General features: G+C 31.7%; 23 protein-coding genes and 2 pseudogenes. 6 read left to right on the top strand and 19 right to left on the bottom strand.

Annotated features, from left to right (window positions below):
- Positions 1–8 precede the first annotated feature (8 nt).
- The 3 genes and pseudogenes from polX to zapA all read right to left on the bottom strand — a co-directional run bounded on the left by polX (position 9) and on the right by zapA (position 2,582).
- Positions 9–1,721, bottom strand: coding sequence for a DNA polymerase/3'-5' exonuclease PolX (gene polX / locus JV528_RS12105; RefSeq protein WP_000161948.1), 1,713 nt, complete (start codon positions 1,719–1,721; stop codon positions 9–11).
- A gap of 72 nt (positions 1,722–1,793) precedes the next feature.
- Positions 1,794–2,315 (bottom strand): CvpA family protein, encoded by a 522-nt coding sequence (locus JV528_RS12110; RefSeq protein ID WP_000234066.1) that lies wholly within the window; start codon positions 2,313–2,315, stop codon positions 1,794–1,796.
- A gap of 7 nt (positions 2,316–2,322) precedes the next feature.
- A pseudogene (zapA, locus tag JV528_RS12115) lies at positions 2,323–2,582 on the bottom strand (cell division protein ZapA).
- Between the two features lie 374 nt (positions 2,583–2,956).
- Here zapA and rnhC point away from each other — a divergent pair.
- Complete coding sequence (gene rnhC / locus JV528_RS12120; RefSeq protein ID WP_001284256.1) at positions 2,957–3,895, top strand: ribonuclease HIII; 939 nt, start codon at positions 2,957–2,959, stop codon at positions 3,893–3,895.
- A gap of 557 nt (positions 3,896–4,452) precedes the next feature.
- Here rnhC and pheT read toward each other — a convergent pair.
- The 10 genes and pseudogenes from pheT to isdC form a co-directional block, all read right to left on the bottom strand.
- The gene (gene pheT / locus JV528_RS12125; RefSeq protein WP_204177740.1) at positions 4,453–6,855 is read right to left on the bottom strand and encodes a phenylalanine--tRNA ligase subunit beta; all 2,403 of its coding nucleotides are present in this window, start codon (positions 6,853–6,855) and stop codon (positions 4,453–4,455) included.
- Positions 6,855–7,913, bottom strand: coding sequence for a phenylalanine--tRNA ligase subunit alpha (gene pheS, locus JV528_RS12130; protein WP_204177738.1), 1,059 nt, complete (start codon positions 7,911–7,913; stop codon positions 6,855–6,857). The genes pheT and pheS overlap by 1 nt, the downstream gene beginning before the upstream one ends.
- Positions 7,914–8,293: 380 nt before the next feature.
- Positions 8,294–9,034: a TrmH family RNA methyltransferase gene (locus JV528_RS12135; RefSeq protein ID WP_000435376.1), complete on the bottom strand. Its 741-nt coding sequence runs from the start codon at positions 9,032–9,034 to the stop codon at positions 8,294–8,296.
- Positions 9,035–9,273: 239 nt separating this feature from the next.
- Positions 9,274–9,380 (bottom strand): annotated as a pseudogene (locus tag JV528_RS12140) (hypothetical protein).
- A gap of 36 nt (positions 9,381–9,416) precedes the next feature.
- Entirely contained in the window at positions 9,417–9,740 is a 324-nt protein-coding gene (gene isdG / locus JV528_RS12145; protein ID WP_000670948.1) for a staphylobilin-forming heme oxygenase IsdG, read from the bottom strand.
- Positions 9,741–9,758: 18 nt separating this feature from the next.
- Positions 9,759–10,493, bottom strand: coding sequence for a class B sortase (srtB, locus tag JV528_RS12150; protein WP_001242419.1), 735 nt, complete (start codon positions 10,491–10,493; stop codon positions 9,759–9,761).
- A gap of 61 nt (positions 10,494–10,554) precedes the next feature.
- Entirely contained in the window at positions 10,555–11,520 is a 966-nt protein-coding gene (gene isdF, locus JV528_RS12155) for a hemin ABC transporter permease protein IsdF (RefSeq protein ID WP_000594546.1), read from the bottom strand.
- A gap of 12 nt (positions 11,521–11,532) precedes the next feature.
- Positions 11,533–12,411 carry a heme ABC transporter substrate-binding protein IsdE gene (isdE, locus tag JV528_RS12160; RefSeq protein WP_064127868.1) on the bottom strand — a complete coding sequence of 293 codons (879 nt, stop codon included), beginning with the start codon at positions 12,409–12,411 and terminating at the stop codon, positions 11,533–11,535.
- Complete coding sequence (gene isdD / locus JV528_RS12165) at positions 12,408–13,484, bottom strand: iron-regulated surface determinant protein IsdD (RefSeq protein WP_204177737.1); 1,077 nt, start codon at positions 13,482–13,484, stop codon at positions 12,408–12,410. The genes isdE and isdD overlap by 4 nt, the downstream gene beginning before the upstream one ends.
- On the bottom strand, positions 13,484–14,167 hold the full coding sequence (gene isdC, locus JV528_RS12170) for a heme uptake protein IsdC (protein ID WP_000789814.1): 684 nt from the start codon (positions 14,165–14,167) through the stop codon (positions 13,484–13,486). The genes isdD and isdC overlap by 1 nt, the downstream gene beginning before the upstream one ends.
- Before the next feature lie 208 nt (positions 14,168–14,375).
- On the opposite strand from isdC, the gene isdA reads away from it, so the two are divergent.
- Entirely contained in the window at positions 14,376–15,440 is a 1,065-nt protein-coding gene (gene isdA, locus JV528_RS12175) for an LPXTG-anchored heme-scavenging protein IsdA (protein ID WP_065315710.1), read from the top strand.
- A 202-nt stretch (positions 15,441–15,642) separates the two neighbouring features.
- Positions 15,643–17,568, top strand: a complete 1,926-nt coding sequence (isdB, locus tag JV528_RS12180; RefSeq protein ID WP_204177736.1) for a heme uptake protein IsdB — start codon at positions 15,643–15,645, stop codon at positions 17,566–17,568.
- Positions 17,569–17,721: 153 nt separating this feature from the next.
- On the opposite strand, the gene rpmF is transcribed toward isdB, so the two are convergent.
- Together rpmF and JV528_RS12190 are read right to left on the bottom strand one after the other, a co-directional pair.
- The gene (gene rpmF / locus JV528_RS12185; RefSeq protein WP_000290472.1) at positions 17,722–17,895 is read right to left on the bottom strand and encodes a 50S ribosomal protein L32; all 174 of its coding nucleotides are present in this window, start codon (positions 17,893–17,895) and stop codon (positions 17,722–17,724) included.
- A 79-nt stretch (positions 17,896–17,974) separates the two neighbouring features.
- Positions 17,975–18,532: a YceD family protein gene (locus JV528_RS12190; protein ID WP_000872155.1), complete on the bottom strand. Its 558-nt coding sequence runs from the start codon at positions 18,530–18,532 to the stop codon at positions 17,975–17,977.
- Between the two features lie 126 nt (positions 18,533–18,658).
- On the opposite strand from JV528_RS12190, the gene JV528_RS12195 reads away from it, so the two are divergent.
- A complete protein-coding gene (locus JV528_RS12195; RefSeq protein WP_204177735.1) occupies positions 18,659–19,798 on the top strand; it encodes a nucleotidyltransferase in 1,140 nt (379 codons plus the stop codon).
- Between the two features lie 61 nt (positions 19,799–19,859).
- Here JV528_RS12195 and coaD read toward each other — a convergent pair whose 3' ends face one another.
- The gene (gene coaD / locus JV528_RS12200; protein WP_000401377.1) at positions 19,860–20,342 is read right to left on the bottom strand and encodes a pantetheine-phosphate adenylyltransferase; all 483 of its coding nucleotides are present in this window, start codon (positions 20,340–20,342) and stop codon (positions 19,860–19,862) included.
- 1 nt (position 20,343) lies between these two features.
- Entirely contained in the window at positions 20,344–20,886 is a 543-nt protein-coding gene (gene rsmD, locus JV528_RS12205; protein WP_001263794.1) for a 16S rRNA (guanine(966)-N(2))-methyltransferase RsmD, read from the bottom strand.
- A gap of 69 nt (positions 20,887–20,955) precedes the next feature.
- Between rsmD and JV528_RS12210 the strand changes: the two genes are divergently transcribed.
- Positions 20,956–21,345 (top strand): DUF7147 family protein, encoded by a 390-nt coding sequence (locus JV528_RS12210; protein ID WP_000814565.1) that lies wholly within the window; start codon positions 20,956–20,958, stop codon positions 21,343–21,345.
- 2 nt (positions 21,346–21,347) lie between these two features.
- On the opposite strand, the gene JV528_RS12215 is transcribed toward JV528_RS12210, so the two are convergent.
- Positions 21,348–21,602, bottom strand: a complete 255-nt coding sequence (locus JV528_RS12215) for a YlbG family protein (RefSeq protein WP_001049150.1) — start codon at positions 21,600–21,602, stop codon at positions 21,348–21,350.
- 238 nt (positions 21,603–21,840) lie between these two features.
- Here JV528_RS12215 and JV528_RS12220 point away from each other — a divergent pair, with 238 nt between their 5' ends.
- Positions 21,841–22,770 carry a glycerophosphodiester phosphodiesterase family protein gene (locus JV528_RS12220; RefSeq protein WP_000757587.1) on the top strand — a complete coding sequence of 310 codons (930 nt, stop codon included), beginning with the start codon at positions 21,841–21,843 and terminating at the stop codon, positions 22,768–22,770.
- 94 nt (positions 22,771–22,864) lie between these two features.
- On the opposite strand, the gene JV528_RS12225 is transcribed toward JV528_RS12220, so the two are convergent.
- On the bottom strand, positions 22,865–23,299 hold the full coding sequence (locus JV528_RS12225) for a YlbF/YmcA family competence regulator (RefSeq protein WP_000606480.1): 435 nt from the start codon (positions 23,297–23,299) through the stop codon (positions 22,865–22,867).
- Between the last annotated feature and the right edge of the window lie 2 nt (positions 23,300–23,301).

Genomic DNA, 23,301 nt, shown 5'->3' on the forward strand with positions numbered 1-23,301 from the left:
AAATCCCTCTATTTCTTAAGTTTTATATTATTTTCAATAAAGTCTTTGAAAGCTTCACGCGATAATGCGTTAATCACTCTATCTTTTGTTACAAATCCTTTTTGCGCAGTTGCTACGCCATAATTCATAAAATCTAAATGATTTGTATGATGCGCATCAGTGTTAATAGTTAATTTCACATTTGGATATTTACGAACGATATCAGCGTTCAGATCCAGTCGATGTGGATTGGCATTAATTTCTAATACTGTATTCGTTTCTTCAGATAATGCCATTAATTGTTCAATATTCGGTTTATAACCATCTCTTCTACCTATAATACGCCCTGTTGGATGCGCTATATGTCGCACGTATGGATTGCGACATGCATTAGCTAATCGTTCCATAATTTGTTCTTCTGATTGGTTAAAGCTTTGATGAATAGCTCCAATTACATAATCAAGTTGTGCTAAAATTTCATCATCATAATCCAGCGAGCCATCAGGTAATATATCCATTTCTGTACCTGAATAAATATCAATTTCACTATATTCTTTATCTAAAGCTTTAATTTCTTCGTTTTGTCTTAAAAGTCTTTCTACTTGTAAGCCATTAGCAACACGTAAACTTTGTGAATGATCAGTAATTACCATGAATTTATAACCTTTTGCGATATTTGCTTCTACCATGTCTCGAATGGAAAACGCACCATCACTATACGTTGTATGCATATGAATATCTCCATTAATATCATCTAATGTAATGATATTACTTAGATCTTTATCAAATTCGCTACCATCTTCTCGCATAGCAGGTGGTATAAAATTCACATTAAAATGTTCATATATTTTGGCTTCACTATCATATTGAATTAATGTACCATCAGCTTGTTCAATTCCATATTCACTTACTTTTTCATCACGTGCTTTAGCAAGTTGTCGAATTCTTATATTATGTTCTTTTGACCCAGTAAAATGCTGCAATGTATGATAAAAAGCACTTGGTTCAATTAATCGAAAATCGACACCAATCGTTTCATCATCATACGCTAATTCTAATGAAACTTTTGTGTTCCCCACTGCAACTTCTTTTACTTTATTGGGAATATTTAATAATTGCTGCTGCACTGCTTTTGGGTTATCGGTACTTATTATGAAATCTAAATCTTTGCTCATTTCTTTAAAACGACGGAAGCTTCCTGCAGATGAATATTGATCGATATAATTTAATGTATCTATATAATCAATGATTTCTTGATTAAGTCTTCTCATTTGATCAATTGGATATCTATCTTTCTTAGCACCAAGTTGTTTCACAGCTTCTAATATGTTTTGTTCCGTTTTCTTAGCAAATCCGCTTAATTCACTAACTTTTCCATTTTCACAAGCAACTTGAAGTGAAGCTTTATCAACAATATTCAACTCTTTATATAGCTTAGCAATTTTCTTGCTTCCAAGTCCTTGAATTTTCAAAAGTGGAATAAGACCTTCTGGAACTTCTTCCTGTAATTGCTGTAAATACTGAGATTCACCGGTCTCACGGTAATCATTGATTACTTCTGCAACACCTTTACCAATGCCTTTTAACTCCGTTACATCAGATATTTCATCTAATGGTCGTTCATCTAATTCAAGACTTTGAGCTGCTTTTCGATACGCTGATATTTTAAAAGTATTTTCCCCTTTTAATTCCATATAAGTAGCAATTTGTTCTAATAGTTTGATAACATCTTTTTTTGTCATAATAACACTCCATAAAAAGAAGACCAGGACGTATCATTAATATATACCTTTGTCCTGACCTCTTATGATAATTTATAAATTAATGGTGAAAGCCGATAAATATGGGATGTGAAAAATCAATGAATGACTCACAATAGATATTTTAAGCTGATGTTGTAATGCTTCGTTAGGATATAATGCCAATAGATATAACGTAAAGTGTAAGACAATTATCGTCATAAACACACCAACTATCATTCCCATTGCACGACTGAAAATATGAATGTTTTGATACGCTATTATTTTATCAAAAGTTACGATAATTAGATATAAAATGAACTTACAAAACAATGTAATCATTAAAAAAGCTACAATCGCTTCAAATCGATTTTGTAGATGATTAAAATGAAACGCAAAAGTTGTATTAAATGCTGTTGTTTTAGGATATGGAATAAATACAATTAATCTTTCTACGATAGATTTGTAAAATTGACTGGCAATCCACAATGATACAATCGTTGCACTCAAATGTATCATAGATAACCAAAAACCTCGTCTGAATCCAACGATGATAAAATACACAAAGAAAATGATTATGATAAAATCAATGACCATTTATTGCTCACGCTGCTGCAATTTGTGAATTTGTTGTTTCAAACGTCGATTTTCTTCTTCTAGTAGTACTTTTTCATGCATAATATTCACAGCAGTTAGTATTGCTTTTCTTGAAGTATCTAAACCTGCTGCTTTATACCCTAATTCTTTTATTTTACCATCAACTAAATGTGCTACATATCGTATGTGCTCTGGGTTATCTTCCCCAACAATTGTAAAAAGCTGATCATTAATTGATACATTTACCTTGTTTTTAAACTGTGCCATTTATAATTTCTCCTGATCCTTTTTTTAAAATCTAAATTCACGTTATAAAATATGACTGGATAGTTTGTCTGAATTTGATACTAATATTGTTATATTGCAATTATGATAAAACAACAACACAATCTCTATAGATGACTTAATGTTCTTTTTATAATGAAATGAAATAATGTAAAGAATTTTCTATTCAATACTTTATCATGTTTAAATTGTGTCACTATAACATTTTCATAAACATTATACATGACCACTATGTATTTTGTAAGTATCCGCAATTAATTCTTTACAACATATATAAATGTTTCTGACGTTATTATCATTTATGATATGATTATTTTTGCTAATGATAATGAAATTATATGAAAGGATTTACACAAATGGCGAATATCGTTTTTAAATTGTCGGATAAAGACATAACGACATTAATGTCACGCATTTCTTTTGATACTGAGAATTTACCTCAAGGTATGAAAGCACGTGCAAAGTATCAAAATACAACTGTAAATATTTACCAATCAGGTAAAGTCATGTTTCAAGGTAATCATGCAGAAGCTGTGTCTGAAGAACTTCTACCGCAGCATTCTCAATTGAATACTAATAAAACTAAAAAGAAAAATATGGCTAATTCTTTTTTTGAACAAACTTTAATGTATGATCAATTTAACTGTATTGGTAGTGATGAAGCTGGAAGTGGCGATTACTTTGGTCCATTGACTGTATGTGCTGCTTTCGTTACCAAAGAGCATGTTCCTATTTTAAAAACTTTGGGTGTAGATGATTCAAAAAAATTAACCGATACCAAAATTGTAGAGCTTGCTGAACAATTGGTTACTTTCATCCCACATTCACTTTTAACACTACACAATGAAAAATATAATATTCAGCAAGCAAAAGGCTGGACTCAAGTAAAAATGAAAGCTGTTCTTCATAATGAAGCCATCAAAAATGTACTTGAAAAAATTGATTCGTCTCAATTAGACTATATCGTCATTGATCAGTTCGCAAAACGCGAAGTGTATAGCCATTACGCATTATCCGATATACCACTTCCAAAGAAAACAAAATTTGAAACAAAAGGAGAATCGAAGTCATTAGCCATTGCAGTGGCAAGCATAATTTCTAGATACGCATTTGTTACGTATATGGATCAAATATCAAAAAATATTAATATGACAATTCCTAAAGGTGCCGGTGCTAAAGTCGATGTAATCGCCGCCAAAATTATAAAAAAATACGGTATTTCACGTTTAGATACCATTTCAAAAAAGCATTTTAAAAATCGTGAAAAAGCCCAAAAAATTTTAAAGCCTCTTTGATTTTTAATCATTAGAGGCTTTTATGCAGTTGTGCGAAGCATCAACTGTAATCCACTGTGCCTCTTTGATTTTTAAATGAAATGGAACCTAATAGGTGATTCTATTAGGTAAGTCATACTAATTTGCTTTGCTCATAAGTATGACTTTATATGCAGTTGTGCAAAGCATCAACTGTAATCCGCTGTGCCTCTTTGATTTTTAAATGAAATGGAACCTAATAGGTGATCCTATTAGGTAAGTCATACTAATTTGCTTTGCTCATAAGTATGACTTTATATGCAGTTGTGCGAAGCATCAACTGTATTCCGCTGTGCCTCTTTGATTTTTAAAATCAAGATAAATTGGATCCTAATAGGAAATCCTATTAGGTAAGTCATACTAATTTGCTTTCCTCATAAGTATGACTTTATATGCAGTTGTGCAAAGCATCATCTGTATTCCGCTGTTCCTCTTTGATTTTTAAATGAATTGGAACCTAATTGGTGAATCCAAAAATAAAACCCCATGTTAAGGATATCAATCTACTTCAGATATCCTTATACATGGGGTTTAAATCATTATCTAATAACAGCACCTTGTTCAATTAATGCTGCTTCAATTTCCGCTTGTACTTTTGAAACGCGTTCATCTGTCAATGTTTCTTCTGTGTCTAAATAATTTAATCGTATTGCAATTGATTTTTTACCTTTTTCTAAATGTTCACCCTGATATACATCAAAGACAAGTGTGTCTTTTAATATATTGCCACCGTTTGCATGAATCGTTGATAATAAATCAGCTGCTGGAATATTTTGATCTACTTCTAATGCAATGTCACGAGACATGCCTGGGAATCTCGGAATTGGCTGGTAATTAATGTAACCTACCGACACAGCCATTAATGCATCAAAATTCAACTCAAAAACATACGTCCGTTTTAAATCATTTTCAGCTGCTAATGTTGGATGTAATTCACCAATAAAACCAACAACTTTATTCTCTAATAAGATTTCAGCTGTGCGACCTGGATGTAATCCATCAATATCAGCACGACGATAACTAAATTCAAGGTTTAACTTTTCAGATACTCGATCCACGACACCTTTTGCTAAATAGAAATCAACCGTTTCTTTCTTACCTTGCCATTGATTGACTACATAATCTCCAGTTAAAATACCACTTAAATATTCAACTTGATCTGGTAGTTCACCTTCACCATTAGCAAAGAAGACATTGCCGATTTCAAATAATTTTACATCTTTATTTTTGCGTGCCACATTATATGATGCCGCTTCGATTAAATGTGGTAATAAACTTTGACGTAATGATGCATGCGCTTCACTCATTGGCATCAATAAATCAATTGTTTGACGCTGTTGCATCGCAAATGCAGTAGCATCTTCTTTAGAAACTAACGAATACGTAATAGCTTGGTCTAATCCAGCACCTTCTAACACTTCTTTAACCATTCTAGTTTTATATTGACGATCAGTTAGCTGACCACTAGTAACTTTTTCGAAGACAGGTAACGTTGATGGAATATCGTCGTAACCATATATACGTGCAACTTCTTCAATTAAATCTTCTTTAATTGTAATATCTTTACGACGTGATGGTACTTGCACTGTAATAACATCATCATTTATTTCTGTATCAAACCCTAGTTGATTAAAAATAGTAACAATATCATTTTGTGACAAATCAAATCCAATAGTGCGATTAATTTTATCAGCAGTGATGTCGATTGGTGTAATAAATGCACCAAGTTCTCCTGAAGATACTCTATCTTTTAGCACTTTTCCGTTTGCATAAGTTTGTAATAAATAACATGCACGGTCGACTGCTTCATCTACAAATTCAGTAGCTATTCCTTTTTCAAAACGACTAGATGATTCACTGCGTAAATTTAAACGTCTTGATGTATGACGAATGGAAACAGAATCAAAAATAGCACCTTCAATAACTATATTTGATGTATGTTCTTTAACTTCTGAAAAATCGCCACCCATAACACCAGCTAATGCAATTGGAGTTTGTCCATTAGTAATGACAATATCGCTCGTTAATAATTCACGTTCTGTATCATCTAATGTTGTCATTTTTTCGCCTTCATTAGCTTGACGAACAACAATTTGTTGTGAACCAATCGCATCTTGATCAAACATATGCAATGGTTGACCGTATTCTAATAACACATAATTTGAAATGTCGACAACATTATTAATAGGACGTATACCTGCTTTTATTAAGCGTGCTTGCATCCAAATTGGCGAGGGTTCAATTGTCACGTCGTGAACAACACGTGCACTATAATATGGTACTTTATCTTCATTTTCAATTGTCACAGTTAGTTCATCATTTGCAGATAACTCAAGCTCATTTGATGTTGTCTCTGGCTTAGTCATTTTTGTATTATATAATGCTGCAACTTCATAAGCAGTACCTATCATACTTAAAGCATCTGCACGATTCGGCGTTAAATCAAATTCCATTACTTGATCATTTAAATATAAAGCTTGTAAGGCATCTGTTCCTGGAACTTGGGATTCACTAAATACATAAATGCCTGATTCAAAACTTTTCGGTATATAATTACTTGAAATACCAATTTCTTGTAACGAACAAATCATACCTTCTGAACGTTCACCGCGTAATTTGGCACGCTTAATTTTAATACCACCAGGCAATCTTCCACCTACTTTAGCAACAATGACATATTGTCCTGCATCAACGTTCGGTGCACCACATACTATTTGTACAGGTTCGTCTTCTCCAATATCAACTTGGCAAACATTTAATTTATCAGCATCAGGATGTTTCTCTTTTGACTTAACGAAACCGACAACTAAATTTTTGATATCTTTTGTGTAGTCAATTAAATCATCCACTTCAATACCAGTGCGCGTAATACGTTCTGCCAAATTACTTACAGAATCATCGATTGTTACATATTCTTTCAACCATTCATTTGATATCAACATTACATGTCACCTCTATCTTCTACCGCTTTAAATTGATCTAAAAATCTCACATCATTAGTATAGAAATGACGAATATCTTCTATACCATATTTCAACATTGCAATACGGTCTGGTCCCATACCAAATGCAAATCCAGAGTACTCTGAAGAATCAAAACCAGCCATTTCTAATACATTAGGATGTACCATTCCAGCACCTAAAATTTCAATCCATCCTGTGTGTTTACACACATTACAACCTTTTCCTTTACATTTAAAACATGACACATCAACTTCTACAGAAGGTTCAGTGAATGGGAAGTAACTTGGACGTAAACGAATTTCACGATCAGCACCAAATAATTTCTTAGCTAACAATTCTAAAGTACCTTTCAAATCACTCATTTTAACGTTTTTATCAACAACTAATCCTTCAATTTGTGTAAATTGATGACTATGTGTCGCATCATCAGAGTCACGACGATACACTTTACCAGGGCAAATAATTTTAACTGGACCTTGACCATGACGTGATTCCATCGTACGTGCTTGCACTGGTGATGTATGCGTACGTAATAAAATTTCATCCGTAATATAGAAACTATCTTGCATATCACGTGCAGGGTGTGATTTAGGTAAATTCAACATTTCGAAGTTATAATGATCTTGTTCAACTTCATATCCATTCATAATTTCATAACCTAAACCTAAGAATAAGTCTTCAATTTCTTCTATTGTACGTGTTAATGGATGCTTTGAACCGATTTCAATATGACGACCTGGTAATGATACATCAATTGTTTCTTCAGCCAATTGCTTATTTAATTTTTCTTTAACTAACATCTGTTGTCTTTCATCTAATTCATTTTGAATTGTTTGACGCAATTCATTCACTTTTTGACCAAACGCAGGTTTCTCTTCATTCGGCAAATCCTTCATCAATTTCATTAGTCCGCTAACTGACCCTTTTTTACCTAAGTATTTCACTTTAACTTCTTGCAGTGCACGTTCATCATTTGCTTCATTAATATCTACAAGCGCTTGTTGTTTTAACTCTGACATTGTTTGTTGTTCAGACATATGTCACTGACCTCCCTATTCGAACTATTCATTTTCTATTTATCATATTTGTTGTTTAACTAAAAAATGACTTTCATCCTCTTAAAAAATAAGGGACGAAAGTCATTTCCGTGGTACCACCCAAATTTATGCCTAAGCATACACTTGTTTAATATTGATAACGGATTGTCTTTCCGACTTAAATCTCTTTAAGTAACCAAAAAGGTGAAAAGACTTTAAATAATTGGAATAACTTGCAGTCACGATTATTCTCCCTAAAACAATTATTTATATAAATGTCCATGCCTTTTTATTGGTTTATATTCAATTGTGTATGCAATCACGTAGAAATGTTCTGTTAAACAATTAATTATAATTATATCGGAAAACTTTCAACACGGTCAACCTTTCAAATGATAAAGTAAAATACTACCTGCAATCGCTACATTTAAACTTTCAGCTTTACCATAAATAGGTATGATTAAATTTTGTGTAGTATGTGCTAATAATTCAGGATTAACACCTTCTCCCTCATTACCTAATAGTAATGCAAAAGAATCAATTGAAGTAACTTCTTTATATGCCACTGCGTTTTCAAGTGCTGTACCATAAACAGGACCATTAAATTGAGTAATAAACGTATCGAGATCTAGTGTCATAATTGGCAAATGGAAAACACTACCTTGACTCGCTCGCAACACTTTATCTTGATAAGGATCTGTCGTACCCTTCTCCATTATTACAGCATCCATTCCAGCAGCATCCGCAGTTCTAATTAATGTGCCTAAATTTCCAGGATCTTGAACACGATCGATAAGCAATACTTGTTGTGCTTTAGAAATATCATATTGTGGCTTCTCAATGATGGCGAAAAACCCTTGTGGTGTCACTGTACCTGATAAAGATTCAGCAACTTTCATGTTTATTTCAAAAACTTCTTGCGCGTATGCGATAATTTGCTGATCTAATCTTGCCGGTTCAATTGCAAATAATTGTGTAATTACAATCCCACTTTGATAAGCTTCTTCAATTAAATGCACACCTTCAATTAAAGCTAATCCAGTTTTATCCCTCTCACGTTTCTTTTTTAGCTTGTTCGCTTGTTTAATTCTATTATTTTGTGCAGAAGTAATTTGTTCCATAGATAGCTCCTCGCTTTATTTTTAAAAATAAATATATTAATCATTAATAAGATGAAAACATTTGATTGTATAGTTAATATTAATTAATCGATTTTATCACTCATATTATTTCAAATTGTATAAATTTCTTTTATCGATACTACTACTATAAATCATACGCCCCAAAATATCATTATTAATTCTTTTCTTCTTCAAAATAAATCAAAATCATATATTTGATGATTATTTTCAAAGCACATTCAAATCAAACTACGTTTTAGCAATTTGTTGTTAGCATGTTTGTGTTCATTAAAAAACGACCATCATCAGTATCATGTATGGTCGTTACAAAAGTTAACAATACCAATTGTCATAACAAGTACTGCAACCTCTTTAAATTCAATTATTTCATGTAACTATAGCCTATATCATAAGTAATTACTTTGTTATTGATAATCGGGCTACTTTCATCTTCATTTTTACTTCTAACATGTTTATGTGCTGCTTTAAAGACATCAGATTTTAACCAATCCGTAAAAGCTTCCTTTGATTTCCAAACTGTTAAAATTTTCACTTCATCAAAATCTTCTTGTTCTAAAGTTTGTGTAACAAACATGCCATCAAAGCCTTCTAATGTTTCAATCCCATGTCTCGTGTAAAATCGTTCTATAATATCTTTTGCTGTTCCTTTTGTTAACGTCAGCCTATTTTCCGCCATAAATTTCATAATTATCCTCTTTTCTGTTTAACTTACCTTAATTATTTTTGCGACAACAACAATTCTTTTCGTTGTTTCACTATATGCATCTTCGCATGTTGATAAAGTCATTATTTTATCTTTTACCGTTACATTAACATCTGAATTAATCACAGATTTACGTTTTGTCTCATCTAAAAATTGTTGATAATCTTGATCATTTTCAAAATCTGTACGTATGTAATTATCTTTAGTAGTAGTTTTATATGCACTAAATACTTGCAATTGATATTTACCATATTTATTGTCAAATTCAATTATCTTGTGTTTTTCATAAAACGATTGCTTTAAATAATCTTCTAACACATCAAACATCGTATTATCACCGACATGGTGCCCGTATAAAATAGTATTATGATTTAAATTCTTCAATTCATTTCTAAAATCCATAAAAATACTACCTTTACGTCGATGTTCTCGCTCAAAATCTAAATTTAAATAATCGTGATTTGTCTTACCTTGTAGTACTGGATAATTCAATGATGTTCCTGATAATTTTATCCATCCAACAATGTCTTTATTTATTTTTTCAAGTGATTCAAATTGTGGTCTCACATGTGCTTGATGTTTGCTCATCAGCATTTGAAATTTTTGTTGTAATTTCTCATAATTTGCGCGTTCTTGCTTGTCTTCAATATATGTTTGAACAATTTTGTAACCAAAAATGATAATAATTACAACCAATAAAATTTGTACAATAGTTAAAAATCGCTTCATTCTCATAAAAATCCTCTTTTATTAACGACGTTTCTTCAGTCATCACTAAACCAGTTGTTGTACCGTTTTAGATTCGATTTCGTTGACTTTGACAAATTAAGTAAATTAGCATTGGACCACCGACAATCATTAAAATAGCATTGGCTGGAATTTCTAAAGGAGGCTGTAACACTCGTCCTAATAAATCAGCCACTAACAATAGCCATGCACCAATAACTGTAGAAAACGGAATAAGTACTCTGTAATTGCCCCCAACTAGCTTTCTAACCACATGTGGCACAATAATACCTAAAAAGGCTAGTTGTCCAACAATCGCAACAGTTGCACTTGCTAAAAATACTGCTAATAAACCTGTTAACCATCTGTAACGATCAATATTAAAACCGATACTTCGCGCTTGTACGTCATCTAAATTTAGTAAATTCAATTTAGGGGACAATAGTAATGTTAATATTAATCCCAATAATGCTGATACTGCTAATATGTATACGTCGCTCCATATTTTCATTGTTAAGCCTTGAGGAATTTTCATTAAAGGGTTTTGAGTTAAAATTTCTAAAACGCCATTTAATAATACGAATAACGCAACGCCTACTAATATCATACTTACAGCATTAAATCTAAATTTAGAATGCAACACAATAATTATTAAAAATGGTATTAAACCACCAATAAAACTTAATAATGGTAAGTAAAAGTACAATTGTGGAATAAACAACATACAAAGTGCTCTCATTATAAGTGCACCTGATGAAACGCCAATGATATTCGCCTCTGCCAAAGGATTTTGTAGTGCTGCTTGTAATAATGCTCCAGAAACTGCTAACATTGCGCCAACCATCATTGCAATTAATATACGTGGCAATCGCAAATCAATGATTGAATCCACTGCTTCATTGCTACCAGTTGTAAATTTTGTAATTAGGTCATTAAATGACAATTTAATTGTACCGGTTACAAATGAAATATAAGCTGTTGCGATTAAAATGACTAACAAACATAAAAATAGTAGTTTCTTTTTATTTTTTATCATCATATCAACTCACTATTTTTTATCCTTATAAAATAAATCATATAATTGAGTCATTGCCTTATCAGCATCAACATTTGCTGTAATACCGAATGGCACTTCCTCTAAGTCATAAACATGATTATTTTTCACAGCTTTAAAATGTTTCCAAATATCATTTTGTTTAAATTCTTTTTGAAACATTTTCTTAACTTCTTCAGGCATTCCGTGTGGTAATCGTAAAATAATATCTGGATTGATATTCAACAAATTTTCAGTATTAGACGAAATATATTGACGATCTTTCACTTTAATAACATTTTCTCCACCTGCTATTTTAACTAAATCACCAATATATGATTTATCAGTTGCTACTAAATAGCTACCCGGTACACCCATTAATATTAATACTTTGGGATGTTTCTTTTGTTTAGCTGCTTTATTTTCAATTTTTTGCTTTACAGAATTTAAATGGTCATTTAATTCTTTTGCTTGTGCTTTACGATTAAATTGATCACCTAATTGTGTAATCGACTTTTGCATCCCTTTTAAACTATCAAAATCATAAAAGTAGCCTTTCATATTTAATTGTTTGTAAAATGGTTGCATTTCATCTTTAATCGTTGACACACTCAAAACATGTGTTGGTTTTAACTTTTTAACAGCTTCAACATTCGGCTCCATTGGTTGACCAATTTCCGGTACATCTTTATAACGATTAGGCAAAGTCTTATATGACGTGGGTTTGCCGACAATTGGTAAATCCAATTTGTCCAATGTCATTGTCAATGCAACAGTTGTTGGTACGATTCTGAATTCGCCGGATTTAGTTGATTCTTGAGAACTGGAAGATTGACAGCTGGTTAAGATAACGACGCTTACCACTAAAATGGTTAAATACTTTATGATTCTCAAACTTGGTTACCTCTCTTTCTGCTGTATAAATGTGCCGAAATAAGTAAAATGGTTGCTAACACAATGCCAGCTGCAAATAACATATATTGCTTTTTATGATTTGGTTCATCAAGTTCTTTAATATCACTAGATAATTGACTACTATTCTTGCTATCATCATCTCTATTAAAAGCTGGTAACGCTTTTTCTTTTTCAACTACTTTTTTCTTTTCCTTTTTTGATTTTTCATCTTTATGTTTCGGTTGCTCTTTGTGATCATTTTCAACCTTTTTTACTGTTGGAGGGCTATTTTCAACTTTTAATGTACCTGATGCTTTAGGTCGCTCATTTTCAATCTTTTTATTACTGTCTTGTTGCACTTTATCTTTTTGTACAGGAATATCATTTAATCCTTTTTCAGTAAAAAGGCTAGTACGTCTTTCCTTAATATCTGATTTTTGACTATCTTTTTTGTCATCAATATCTTTTTTAAGCTGATCTTGATTATTTTCTTGATTTTGATGTTTTGAAGGCACTTCTTTTGCATCATCATGTTGTACTTTTTTCTCTTTAAAATGAATAGAATACACCATTTCTTTGTTATCTAGATTTTTCTTTTCATCCAACGTTTTAACATGCATATTGATTTTATCCATATGCTGTTCAATTAAAATTCTTACTATTGTGTCATCCTTTTCATCTTTTATAACAAAAGGAAATTCTTCATTTTTGTCATTTTGAAATACAAGTTGTTCTTTATCAATTTGACCTTTTAGTTTTACTTGCAAGTAAATTTTACCAGTCATATCTGAAATCAATTGCGCCTTTTCGTCAACTAGTTGTTGTTCCTCAGTTACATTTTTATTTTCTTGATTAAAAATTAGTAACTCTAACGCTTTATTCTCTTTTATCTTTTCATCAAAAATTGATGAAGTTAATTCTGTTTTATCTTTTGCTTCAGGTTGATTAAATTTGGCTGATGGATATTTTATCTCATCAGCCAACACGCTACCAATCATTGTTGTATATGTAAGTATATCTAAGCTAATAATAGCTATAATAGATTTTGTAGCAATTTGTTTAACATTTCTCATTATTCCACATTGCCTTTAGATTTTTTTCTAACAAACAATGTGATTGCGATTAATAATGCTAAGGATGCAACTGGTATTGCATATATATATGCAGGTGTACCAGCATTTGTTTGTGGATTTTCTACTTTGTCTTTATTCGAACTGTTAGATTCACTTTGACCAGTAGTCGCTCCATCAGATCCTTTGTCACTACCTGAAGCAGAATTTTTATCATCTTTACCTGGTGCATTAGCACCTGCTACATCAGTTGGTCCATTAAATTTATATGTAATATTGTAATGATGGTCATATTTGAATGGCTTACCATTTACTTTTTCATCGATATAAACGTCAATTTTTCCATCTATTTTACCGTTCAACTTACTTACTTCAAATTCAGAAGTACGTTCATCTTTGGCAGTGTTTTTACTAATAATATTTTCTTTATGTCCTTCGATACTCATTGCTGTAATCCAATGACTGTGGTTTACAGTTATTTGAACATACAATTTACCATTTTTCTTAATGTACTTTGCCGGTTTATTAAAATAGTCATTAGCAATCGACGTGTCATTGGTATTGTATTTGTAAACCTCATAATTCAAAGTACCGCTATCCGCGGCATTTGCAGAATTACTGAATGTCGCGATGATGATAATTAACGCTAAAATCGTTGTATTAAAAACTTTTAAAATATTTTTCAAAACATAATCCTCCTTTTTATGATTGCTTTTAAGTCTTTACTAAAATCATAAATAATAATGATTATCATTGTCAATATTTATTTTATAATCAATTTATTATTGTTATACGAAAATAGATGTGCTAGTATAATTGATAACCATTATCAATTGCAATGGTTAATCATCTCATATAACAACACATAATTTGTATCCTTAGGAGGAAAACAACATGACAAAACATTATTTAAACAGTAAGTATCAATCAGAACAACGTTCATCAGCTATGAAAAAGATTACAATGGGTACAGCATCTATCATTTTAGGTTCCCTTGTATACATAGGCGCAGACAGCCAACAAGTAAATGCGGCAACAGAAGCTACGAACGCAACTAATAATCAAAGCGCACAAGTATCTCAAGCAACATCACAACCAATTAATTTCCAAGTGCAAAAAGATGGCTCTTCAGAGAAGTCACACATGGATGACTATATGCAACACCCTGGAAAAGTGATTAAACAAAATAATAAATATTATTTCCAAGCTGTATTAAACAACGCATCATTCTGGAAAGAATACAAATTTTACAATGCAAACAATCAAGAATTAGCAACAACTGTTGTTAACGATGATAAAAAAGCTGACACTAGAACAATCAATGTTGCTGTTGAACCTGGGTATAAGAGTTTAACTACTAAAGTACATATTGTCGTGCCACAAATTAATTACAATCATAGATATACTACGCATTTAGAATTTGAAAAAGCAATTCCTACATTAGCTGACGCAGCAAAACCAAACAATGTTAAACCGGTTCAACCAAAACCTGCTCAACCTAAAACACCTACTGAGCAAACTAAACCAGTTCAACCTAAAATTGAAAAAGTTAAACCTACTGTAACTACAACAAGCAAAGTTGAAGACAATCACTCTACTAAAGTTGTAAGTACTGATACAACAAAAGATCAAACTAAAACACAAAGTGCTCATACAGTGAAAACAACTCAAACAGCTCAAGAACAAAATAAAGTTCAAACACCTGTTAAAGATGTTGCAACAGCGAAATCTGAAAGCAACAATCAAGCTGTAAGTGACAATAAATCACAACAAACTAACAAAGTTACAAAACAAAACGAAGTTCATAAACAAGAAACTTCAAAAGATTCTAAAGCTAAAGAATTACCTAAAACTGGTTTAACTTCAGTTGATAACTTTATTAGCACAGTTGCCTTCGCAACACTTGCCCTTTTAGGTTCATTATCTTTGTTACTTTTCAAAAGAAAAGAATCTAAATAAATCATCGTCACACTCATAACTTAATATATTTTTTATTTTAAATTTTATTTAACCTATGTCGTAGATATTCCATAATCTATAACATAGGTTATTTTTTTATAAAATAACGTTGCAATTAACTACCATTTCAATGTACAATACAAGTAATCAATTGATAATGATTATCAGTTGATAATATACAATTAGGAGTTGTTTCTACAACATGAACAAACAGCAAAAAGAATTTAAATCATTTTATTCAATTAGAAAGTCATCATTAGGCGTTGCATCTGTAGCGATTAGTACACTTTTATTATTAATGTCAAATAGCGAAGCACAAGCAGCTGAAGAAACAGGTGGTACAAATACAGAAGCACAACCAAAAACTGAAGCAGTTGCAAGTCCATCAACAACAACTGAAAAAGCTCCAGAAGCTAAACCAGTAGCCAATGCTGTCTCAGTATCTAATAAAGAAGTTGAGGCCCCTACTTCTGAAACAAAAGAAGCTAAAGAAGTTAAAGCCCCTAAGGAAACAAAAGAAGTTAAACCAGGAGCAAAAGCCGATAACAATACATATCCTATTTTGAATCAGGAACTAAGAGAAGCGATTAAAAACCCTGCAATAAAAGATAAAGATCATAGCGCACCAAACTCTCGTCCAATTGATTTTGAAATGAAAAAAGAAAACGGTGAGCAACAATTTTATCATTATGCAAGCTCTGTTAAACCAGCTAGAGTTATTTTCACTGATTCAAAACCAGAAATAGAATTAGGTTTACAATCAGGGCAATTTTGGAGAAAATTTGAAGTTTATGAAGGTGACAAAAAGTTACCAATTAAATTAGTATCATACGATACTGTTAAAGATTATGCTTACATTCGCTTCTCTGTTTCAAATGGAACAAAAGCCGTTAAAATTGTAAGTTCAACTCACTTCAATAACAAAGAAGAAAAATACGATTACACATTAATGGAATTCGCACAACCAATTTATAACAGTGCAGAAAAATTCAAAACTGAAGAAGATTATAAAGCTGAAAAATTATTAGCGCCATATAAAAAAGCGAAAACACTAGAAAGACAAGTTTATGAATTAAATAAAATTCAAGATAAACTTCCTGAAAAATTGAAAGCTGAATACAAGAAGAAATTAGAAGAGACGAAAAAAGCTTTAGATGAACAAGTGAAATCTGCGATAACTGAATTCCAAAATGTACAACCAACAAATGAAAAAATGACTGATTTACAAGATACAAAATATGTTGTTTATGAAAGTGTTGAGAATAACGAATCTATGATGGATACTTTTGTTAAACACCCTATTAAAACAGGTATGCTTAACGGCAAAAAATATATGGTAATGGAAACTACTAATGACGATTACTGGAAAGATTTCATGGTTGAAGGTCAACGTGTTAGAACAATTAGCAAAGATGCTAAAAATAACACTAGAACGATTATTTTCCCATATATTGAAGATAAAACTCTATATGATGCTATCGTTAAAGTTCACGTAAAAACTATTGATTATGATGGACAATACCATGTCAGAATCGTTGATAAAGAAGCATTTACAAAAGCCAATGCCGATAAATCTAATAAAAAGGAACAACAAGATAACTCAGCTAAGAAGGAAACTACTCCAGCTAAGCCTAGCAAACCAACACCATCACCTGTTGAAAAAGAATCACAAAAACAAGACAGCCAAAAAGATGACAATAAACAATCACCAAGTGTTGAAAAAGAAAATGACGCATCTAGTGAGTCAGGTAAAGACAAAACGCCTTCTACAAAACCAGCTAAAGCTGAAGTAGAATCAAGTAGTACAACTCCAACTAAGGTAGTATCTACGACTCAAAATGTTGCAAAACCAACAACTGCTTCATCAGAAACAACAATAGATGTTGTTCAAACTTCAGCAGGTTCTAGCGAAGCAAAAGATAGTGCTCCATTACAAAAAGCAAACATTAAAAACACAAATGATGGACACACTCAAAGCCAAAACAATAAAAATACACAAGAAAATAAAGCAAAATCATTACCACAAACTGGTGAAGAATCAAATAAAGATATGACATTACCATTAATGGCATTTTTAGCTTTAAGTAGCATCGTTGCATTCGTATTACCTAGAAAACGTAAAAACTAATTAATCGTCTTTTTATTTAATTATTAAATTAACAAATTTTAATTGGCAGATGAGGTATCCTGTTACCTCGTCCGCCATTTATTTTTTGCAATATAAAAAGTCCCACTTAAAACAATCATTTTAAGCGGGACTTTTTATATTGAGTAACTAAAATTATTTAGCTGCTACTTCTTCGCCATTGTAAGAACCACAGTTTTTACATACACGGTGTGATAATTTGTATTCGCCACAGTTTGGGCATTCAGTCATACCTGGTACTGAAATTTTGAAATGCGTACGACGTTTGTTTTTTCTAGTTTTAGAAGTTCTTCTTTTTGGTACTGCCATGATATATCCTCCTTAGATTATAAACGAAAAATACTAAATGTTAGTTTAATTAACAACATTATATCATTAATTAAACTACTTATTGCTCTTTATCATATAATTGTTGTAATTTTTGAAGCCTTGGATCAACTTGTCGTGATTCTGAATCATCTTGTTCTTGCTGTTTAGCAAGCTCATCTAATTGATCCTCATCGATTACTTCCCAACCATTACCTACTGTCAACATTTGGTCACTTTGCTCTGAATAAGCTCTCATTGGTTTCTCAATAATAACTATATCCTCGACAATATCATGAAGATTAACCATACCATCTTTAATAATGTGATAGTGTTCATCTACATCATCTTGATCATCGTTATACTGATTGTACCCTTCTAAATCAAATACTTCTGTAGTAGTTACATCTAGTGGGACTTTAACTGGTACAAGAGTACGTGCACAAGGCATTGTATACGTACCAGTAATGTGAATATCCGCAACGACTTCTGTTGACTTAATGGTTAACTGACCTTGGATTGTAATTGGAGATAAATCAATTAAATCTAATGATTCTTTTAAATTGTCAAAACTCACCGTTTGATCAAATTCAAATGGCTTACCTTGATATTTCCTTAATTGCGTAATTGACCATTTCATATGGCTTCACCTCTAACAAGCACAAAATTTATTTTAACTTTCTAAGAACAAGTTGTCAAGATTTTTTCTTAACATATCATGTTCTGTTACAATATTAATAATGAATACCGAAAGGACGAATTGCAAATGAAAAGCGTTGGCTTAATCACAGAATATAATCCCTTTCATAATGGGCATCAATATCATATTAATCAATCTAAAAAACTTACAAATGCTGACGTTACTATTGCAATAATGAGTGGTAACTTTGTCATGCGTGGCGAACCAGCAATCTATAATAAGTTTACTCGTGCAAAAATGGCATTATCAACAGCTGATTTAGTTATCGAACTACCAGCAACTGCCAGTTTATCATCTGGCGATCATTTTGCCGAACTAGCAGTTAAAGTCGCAGACTATATGAGTGTCGATACAATTGCATTTGGTAGTGAAAATAATGATATCAAAACATTAAAGCAATTAGCTCACAGCATTAATGAAATTGAACAATCCGAACCCTTTTCACAAAAAGTAAAAGAAGGTAAAAGCTACCCTCGTATCATTAGCGAATTATTAGAGCATCATGAAGCACTAGCAAGTCCTAACAACATACTTGGTATTAGTTATCTGAAAGCAATTGCTAAACATGCTAAAAACATCAATGCAATTTCTATTAAACGAGAAAATGCTCAACATCATGATTCATTAATTCAACACCATCAGTTTGCAAGTGGTACATCTATTAGAACATCAATCATTAGTCAAGATGATCATTGGCATCATGTGGTACCTAAAGATATTCAACACCTGTACGTAACACCTCATATAACATTAAATCAAATATTCCCATATTTGAAATATCAAATCATAGCTATGACTACAGCGTCATTAAAGAATATTTATACTGTTACTGAAGGTTTTGAAAATCGTTTAAAATCTAACATTAATGAAGCAACTGATTTTCATCATTTTGTAAAATCACTAAAAACAAAGCGTTATACATATACGCATATTCAGAGACTGTTAATGAATGTATTATTAAACATTAAACCTACAGATGTTACGAGAAACATTCACGCAGTTAAAGTATTAGCGATGAACGACCGTGGCAGACAATATTTAAAGCATTTAAAAACAGCGTTCCCAAAAAGACAATATATAACCAATATTAACAAAAGCAATGCACATTACTTCACAAATGAAATCAAAGCAACACACATATACAATGCAATAAGCGGGAAACAACAAACAGATTTCAACACACCTGTCATACAGCAATATCATTAACAAATGAAAACAGTATTTTAGGATTGTAAACCATGATAAACCTAAAATACTGTTATTTTTATTACTTAAATTTCTTCTTCAATGCCTTTTCAACATAAGGTGGAACGAATTCAGAAATATCTGCTCGATAAGCTGCAACTTCTTTAACAATACTTGAACTTATAAATGAATAATTAGTACTAGACATCATATATAACGTTTCAATTTCATTGTTCAACTTTTTATTCATTGAAGTTAAGCGTAATTCATATTCAAAATCACTGACTGCTCTTAAACCACGTATGATTGTTTTAGCTCCTACTTGTTCACAATAATCGACTAGTAAACCACTAAATTGATGAACCTTGACATTAGGTAAATGTTTAACAGATTGTTCGATTAAATCCATACGCTCTTCTAAACTAAACGTACCTTCTTTTTTACTATTTTTGAGAACACAGACATGAATTTCATCAAATCTATCTGTACTTCTCTCAATAATATCTAAATGACCATAAGTAATGGGGTCAAAACTACCCGGAATGACCGCTATTGTATGTTCCATGCTATTCTCCCTTTTCTAATAACAATGTGTCTGTCAACCCATAATGGTAACGTTTAATCATATTAAACGGTTGATAGTCTATTTCTTCATGATTGCTAAATTCACAAACGATGATACCATTTTCTTTCAATAAATTAAACTCTGAAATTAGTTTTAAAGCTTTATCAATGAGACCTTTATTATAAGGTGGGTCTAAGAAAATGACATCAAATTGAATATCACGTTTTGACAATGCTTTTAAAGCTCTATCTGCATTATTTTTATAAACTTCAGATTGTGCCTCTAAATCCAAATTCGCAATATTTGATTTAATAACTTTTACAGCTTTAAAATTTTGGTCAACAAAGATAACCTTATCCATACCTCGAGAGAGTGCTTCTATTCCAAGCGCCCCGCTTCCTGCAAATAAATCTAAACCTATACCTGACACATCATATAAACTATTAAAGATACCTTCTTTAACTTTATCCATAGTTGGTCTCGTATTACGGCCTTCCATACTTTCTAAAGCTTTACTTTTATGTTTACCTGCAATGACGCGCATGTTGTTCACACTTCCAATTCATTTAGTTATTTAATATAATTTATTGAGAAAAAGGAGAATGATAAACCAATGAAACAAACATTTATTACACTTGGTGAAGGTCTAACAGATTTGTTCGAATTCATGACGATGATTGAATATAACCATCAACGTATTGATAAAATTATCTATTTTCATTCACCACAAGCTGAAAATAAAAAGTCATCTGTAGCAATCATTATGAACCCTACAACTGGCAATCATTTCCAAGCATTTTATATCATGATTAACGCTATTAAATATCCATATCCAGATTCAAATAAAAAGTTTCAAATGATTAATGATTGTGCTGAAAAATTCGACATACCTATTTTAGGTATCGATGTACAGCCCCCTCAAGCATTTCATGATTTATCGTTATATTATAATTATTTAATTAGTGTGTTAAGGCTCCAAAAATGGATACCAGAACTTCAATAATATTAATTATATATTTCGTGTTTCTCTTTTTCGTATGTTTTCTTTAAGTATTTATATGGTGAGCCATCAATGTGTCTAACGTATTTAAGTTGCATTAGTTTATGTACAATTTGATCAACATCTTGCTCATTCACATACATAATTACAAATTTACGATCTCTATTTGAATGAACGATATGTCCATATTTTCGGATTTGTCGTTCATGTTTCATATGTTTTAAATAAACTACAATACTAGTTCTTGGGATTAAATTCATTTAAACCTCACTCCATTTATTTTCAGCATTAATCATATCATGTCTTTATTAATTTTAAAATATTAAGCTACCTTAATTATGTCTTATGTAATTACACGATAAATGTATTTAGATTATATTAAGCATCATTATATTAATTCAATGCTCAAGAACAACACTATATGATTAACCGCACATTTTGCTGTAGTCAGAACTATGAATTTGTTAAGCTATAAAAGTAAACGAGGAGGAATTTTTTATGAAAAAAGTAAACAGAAACATTTTAAATGCGGTACTAGTCGGTGCTGGATTTGTAAGTAGTTTGTTAATGATAAATAAAAATAAAGTGATTACTAAAAAGCAAACCATCCCTGTTTTTTTCAAAGGCAATGCACCATATATATTTGCGCATCGCGGTGGTATGGCTTTAAGACCAGAGCAAACGCAACTTGCATTTGACTATGCTAAACAATTAGGTGTTGATGGTTTTGAAACAGATGTGAGACTCACAAAAGATCAACAGCTTATCGTTTTTCATGACGCAACAGTCGATAGAACGACGAACGGCTCTGGAAAAGTTAGTGCCCATACATTAGCAGAATTAAAAAAATTAGACGCAGGTTATCACTTCAAAGATATCAATGGACTAACACCATATCGTGGTCATGCACACACAGCTATACTAACCTTCGATGAGTTGCTGAAGCAATATCCTGATATGTATATAAACGTAGACTTAAAAGATGCTCCTGAATCCTATGAAGGCTCAATCGCACCACAAATTATGTTTGATACAATTGCAGAGAATCAAGCATTTGACCGTGTTCTTGTGACAAGTTTTTATAAAGAACAAATCGTACGTTTTAATAAAATTGCACAAGGATCCGTTGCAATTGGTGCTAGCCAACAGGAAGTTACAGAGGCATTTTTAAAATATCATTTATTAGGTGGTAGGTACTACCAACCATTAGCACAAACGTTCCAAATGCCTACTCATTTTAAAGGTATTAATTTGACTTCATCTCGTTTTATCAAATGGTTAAATGATATGAATGTCATTCCAGGCTATTATGGCGTAAATAGTATAAATCTGATGAATGATTTATACCAAAAAGGTGCACATACTATAGTGACTGATCGACCAGATTTAGCACAACAATTCAAACAAACAATAAACAACAAACAATAAACAATAAACAATAAACAATAAACAAAAAACAAAAACATCGAGTCAGATGCTAGTTAATGGTTTCAATAACCATCTTTTTCTGACTCGATGTTTTTTATAGTGAACAATTACAGGATCCGCCCGTCGCACAACCACTATGTGATGTTTGAAAGAATGGATTACCTGTTTCTATTTTGACATGTTCTGAAACAGCGTACGCAATTTTCGTAACAACTTCATCAATTAAATGTTGAAGTGCCATTTCCCTAGCTTTGTAATGCATCACAACGTCAAGCATCTCATATGCTCTTTTGCGTTGTCTTGTCTCTAACATGACTTTTTTATAATCAGGATGATATTTCCCGAAACGCATTACTTCATCATATTTCTCTTTTGATTTTAAAAATGATTGATAAAGTAAATGTGCCTCGTCATTGTTTTCGAGCGCCTGCTTAGCTTGCTCAAATGATGCATAAATATCTGATGCAACTATCATATCAGCTAGTTCATCAATATCATCTAATATCGCTAGTGAAGCTTCATTAATCATAA

Source organism: Staphylococcus sp. GDB20D11A (assembly GCF_016893255.1).
In the GTDB taxonomy this organism is placed as follows: domain Bacteria; phylum Bacillota; class Bacilli; order Staphylococcales; family Staphylococcaceae; genus Staphylococcus; species Staphylococcus aureus.

What these genes read in the sequence shown, in the direction of transcription:
- polX (WP_000161948.1), bottom strand. Translation starts at nt 1,721, where the DNA reads ATGACAAAAAAAGATGTTATCAAACTATTAGAACAAATTGCTACTTAT.
- JV528_RS12110 (WP_000234066.1), bottom strand. Translation starts at nt 2,315, where the DNA reads ATGGTCATTGATTTTATCATAATCATTTTCTTTGTGTATTTTATCATC.
- rnhC (WP_001284256.1), top strand. Translation starts at nt 2,957, where the DNA reads ATGGCGAATATCGTTTTTAAATTGTCGGATAAAGACATAACGACATTA.
- pheT (WP_204177740.1), bottom strand. Translation starts at nt 6,855, where the DNA reads ATGTTGATATCAAATGAATGGTTGAAAGAATATGTAACAATCGATGAT.
- pheS (WP_204177738.1), bottom strand. Translation starts at nt 7,913, where the DNA reads ATGTCTGAACAACAAACAATGTCAGAGTTAAAACAACAAGCGCTTGTA.
- JV528_RS12135 (WP_000435376.1), bottom strand. Translation starts at nt 9,034, where the DNA reads ATGGAACAAATTACTTCTGCACAAAATAATAGAATTAAACAAGCGAAC.
- isdG (WP_000670948.1), bottom strand. Translation starts at nt 9,740, where the DNA reads ATGAAATTTATGGCGGAAAATAGGCTGACGTTAACAAAAGGAACAGCA.
- srtB (WP_001242419.1), bottom strand. Translation starts at nt 10,493, where the DNA reads ATGAGAATGAAGCGATTTTTAACTATTGTACAAATTTTATTGGTTGTA.
- isdF (WP_000594546.1), bottom strand. Translation starts at nt 11,520, where the DNA reads ATGATAAAAAATAAAAAGAAACTACTATTTTTATGTTTGTTAGTCATT.
- isdD (WP_204177737.1), bottom strand. Translation starts at nt 13,484, where the DNA reads ATGAGAAATGTTAAACAAATTGCTACAAAATCTATTATAGCTATTATT.
- isdA (WP_065315710.1), top strand. Translation starts at nt 14,376, where the DNA reads ATGACAAAACATTATTTAAACAGTAAGTATCAATCAGAACAACGTTCA.
- isdB (WP_204177736.1), top strand. Translation starts at nt 15,643, where the DNA reads ATGAACAAACAGCAAAAAGAATTTAAATCATTTTATTCAATTAGAAAG.
- rpmF (WP_000290472.1), bottom strand. Translation starts at nt 17,895, where the DNA reads ATGGCAGTACCAAAAAGAAGAACTTCTAAAACTAGAAAAAACAAACGT.
- JV528_RS12190 (WP_000872155.1), bottom strand. Translation starts at nt 18,532, where the DNA reads ATGAAATGGTCAATTACGCAATTAAGGAAATATCAAGGTAAGCCATTT.
- JV528_RS12195 (WP_204177735.1), top strand. Translation starts at nt 18,659, where the DNA reads ATGAAAAGCGTTGGCTTAATCACAGAATATAATCCCTTTCATAATGGG.
- coaD (WP_000401377.1), bottom strand. Translation starts at nt 20,342, where the DNA reads ATGGAACATACAATAGCGGTCATTCCGGGTAGTTTTGACCCCATTACT.
- rsmD (WP_001263794.1), bottom strand. Translation starts at nt 20,886, where the DNA reads ATGCGCGTCATTGCAGGTAAACATAAAAGTAAAGCTTTAGAAAGTATG.
- JV528_RS12210 (WP_000814565.1), top strand. Translation starts at nt 20,956, where the DNA reads ATGAAACAAACATTTATTACACTTGGTGAAGGTCTAACAGATTTGTTC.
- JV528_RS12215 (WP_001049150.1), bottom strand. Translation starts at nt 21,602, where the DNA reads ATGAATTTAATCCCAAGAACTAGTATTGTAGTTTATTTAAAACATATG.
- JV528_RS12220 (WP_000757587.1), top strand. Translation starts at nt 21,841, where the DNA reads ATGAAAAAAGTAAACAGAAACATTTTAAATGCGGTACTAGTCGGTGCT.
- JV528_RS12225 (WP_000606480.1), bottom strand. Translation starts at nt 23,299, where the DNA reads ATGATTAATGAAGCTTCACTAGCGATATTAGATGATATTGATGAACTA.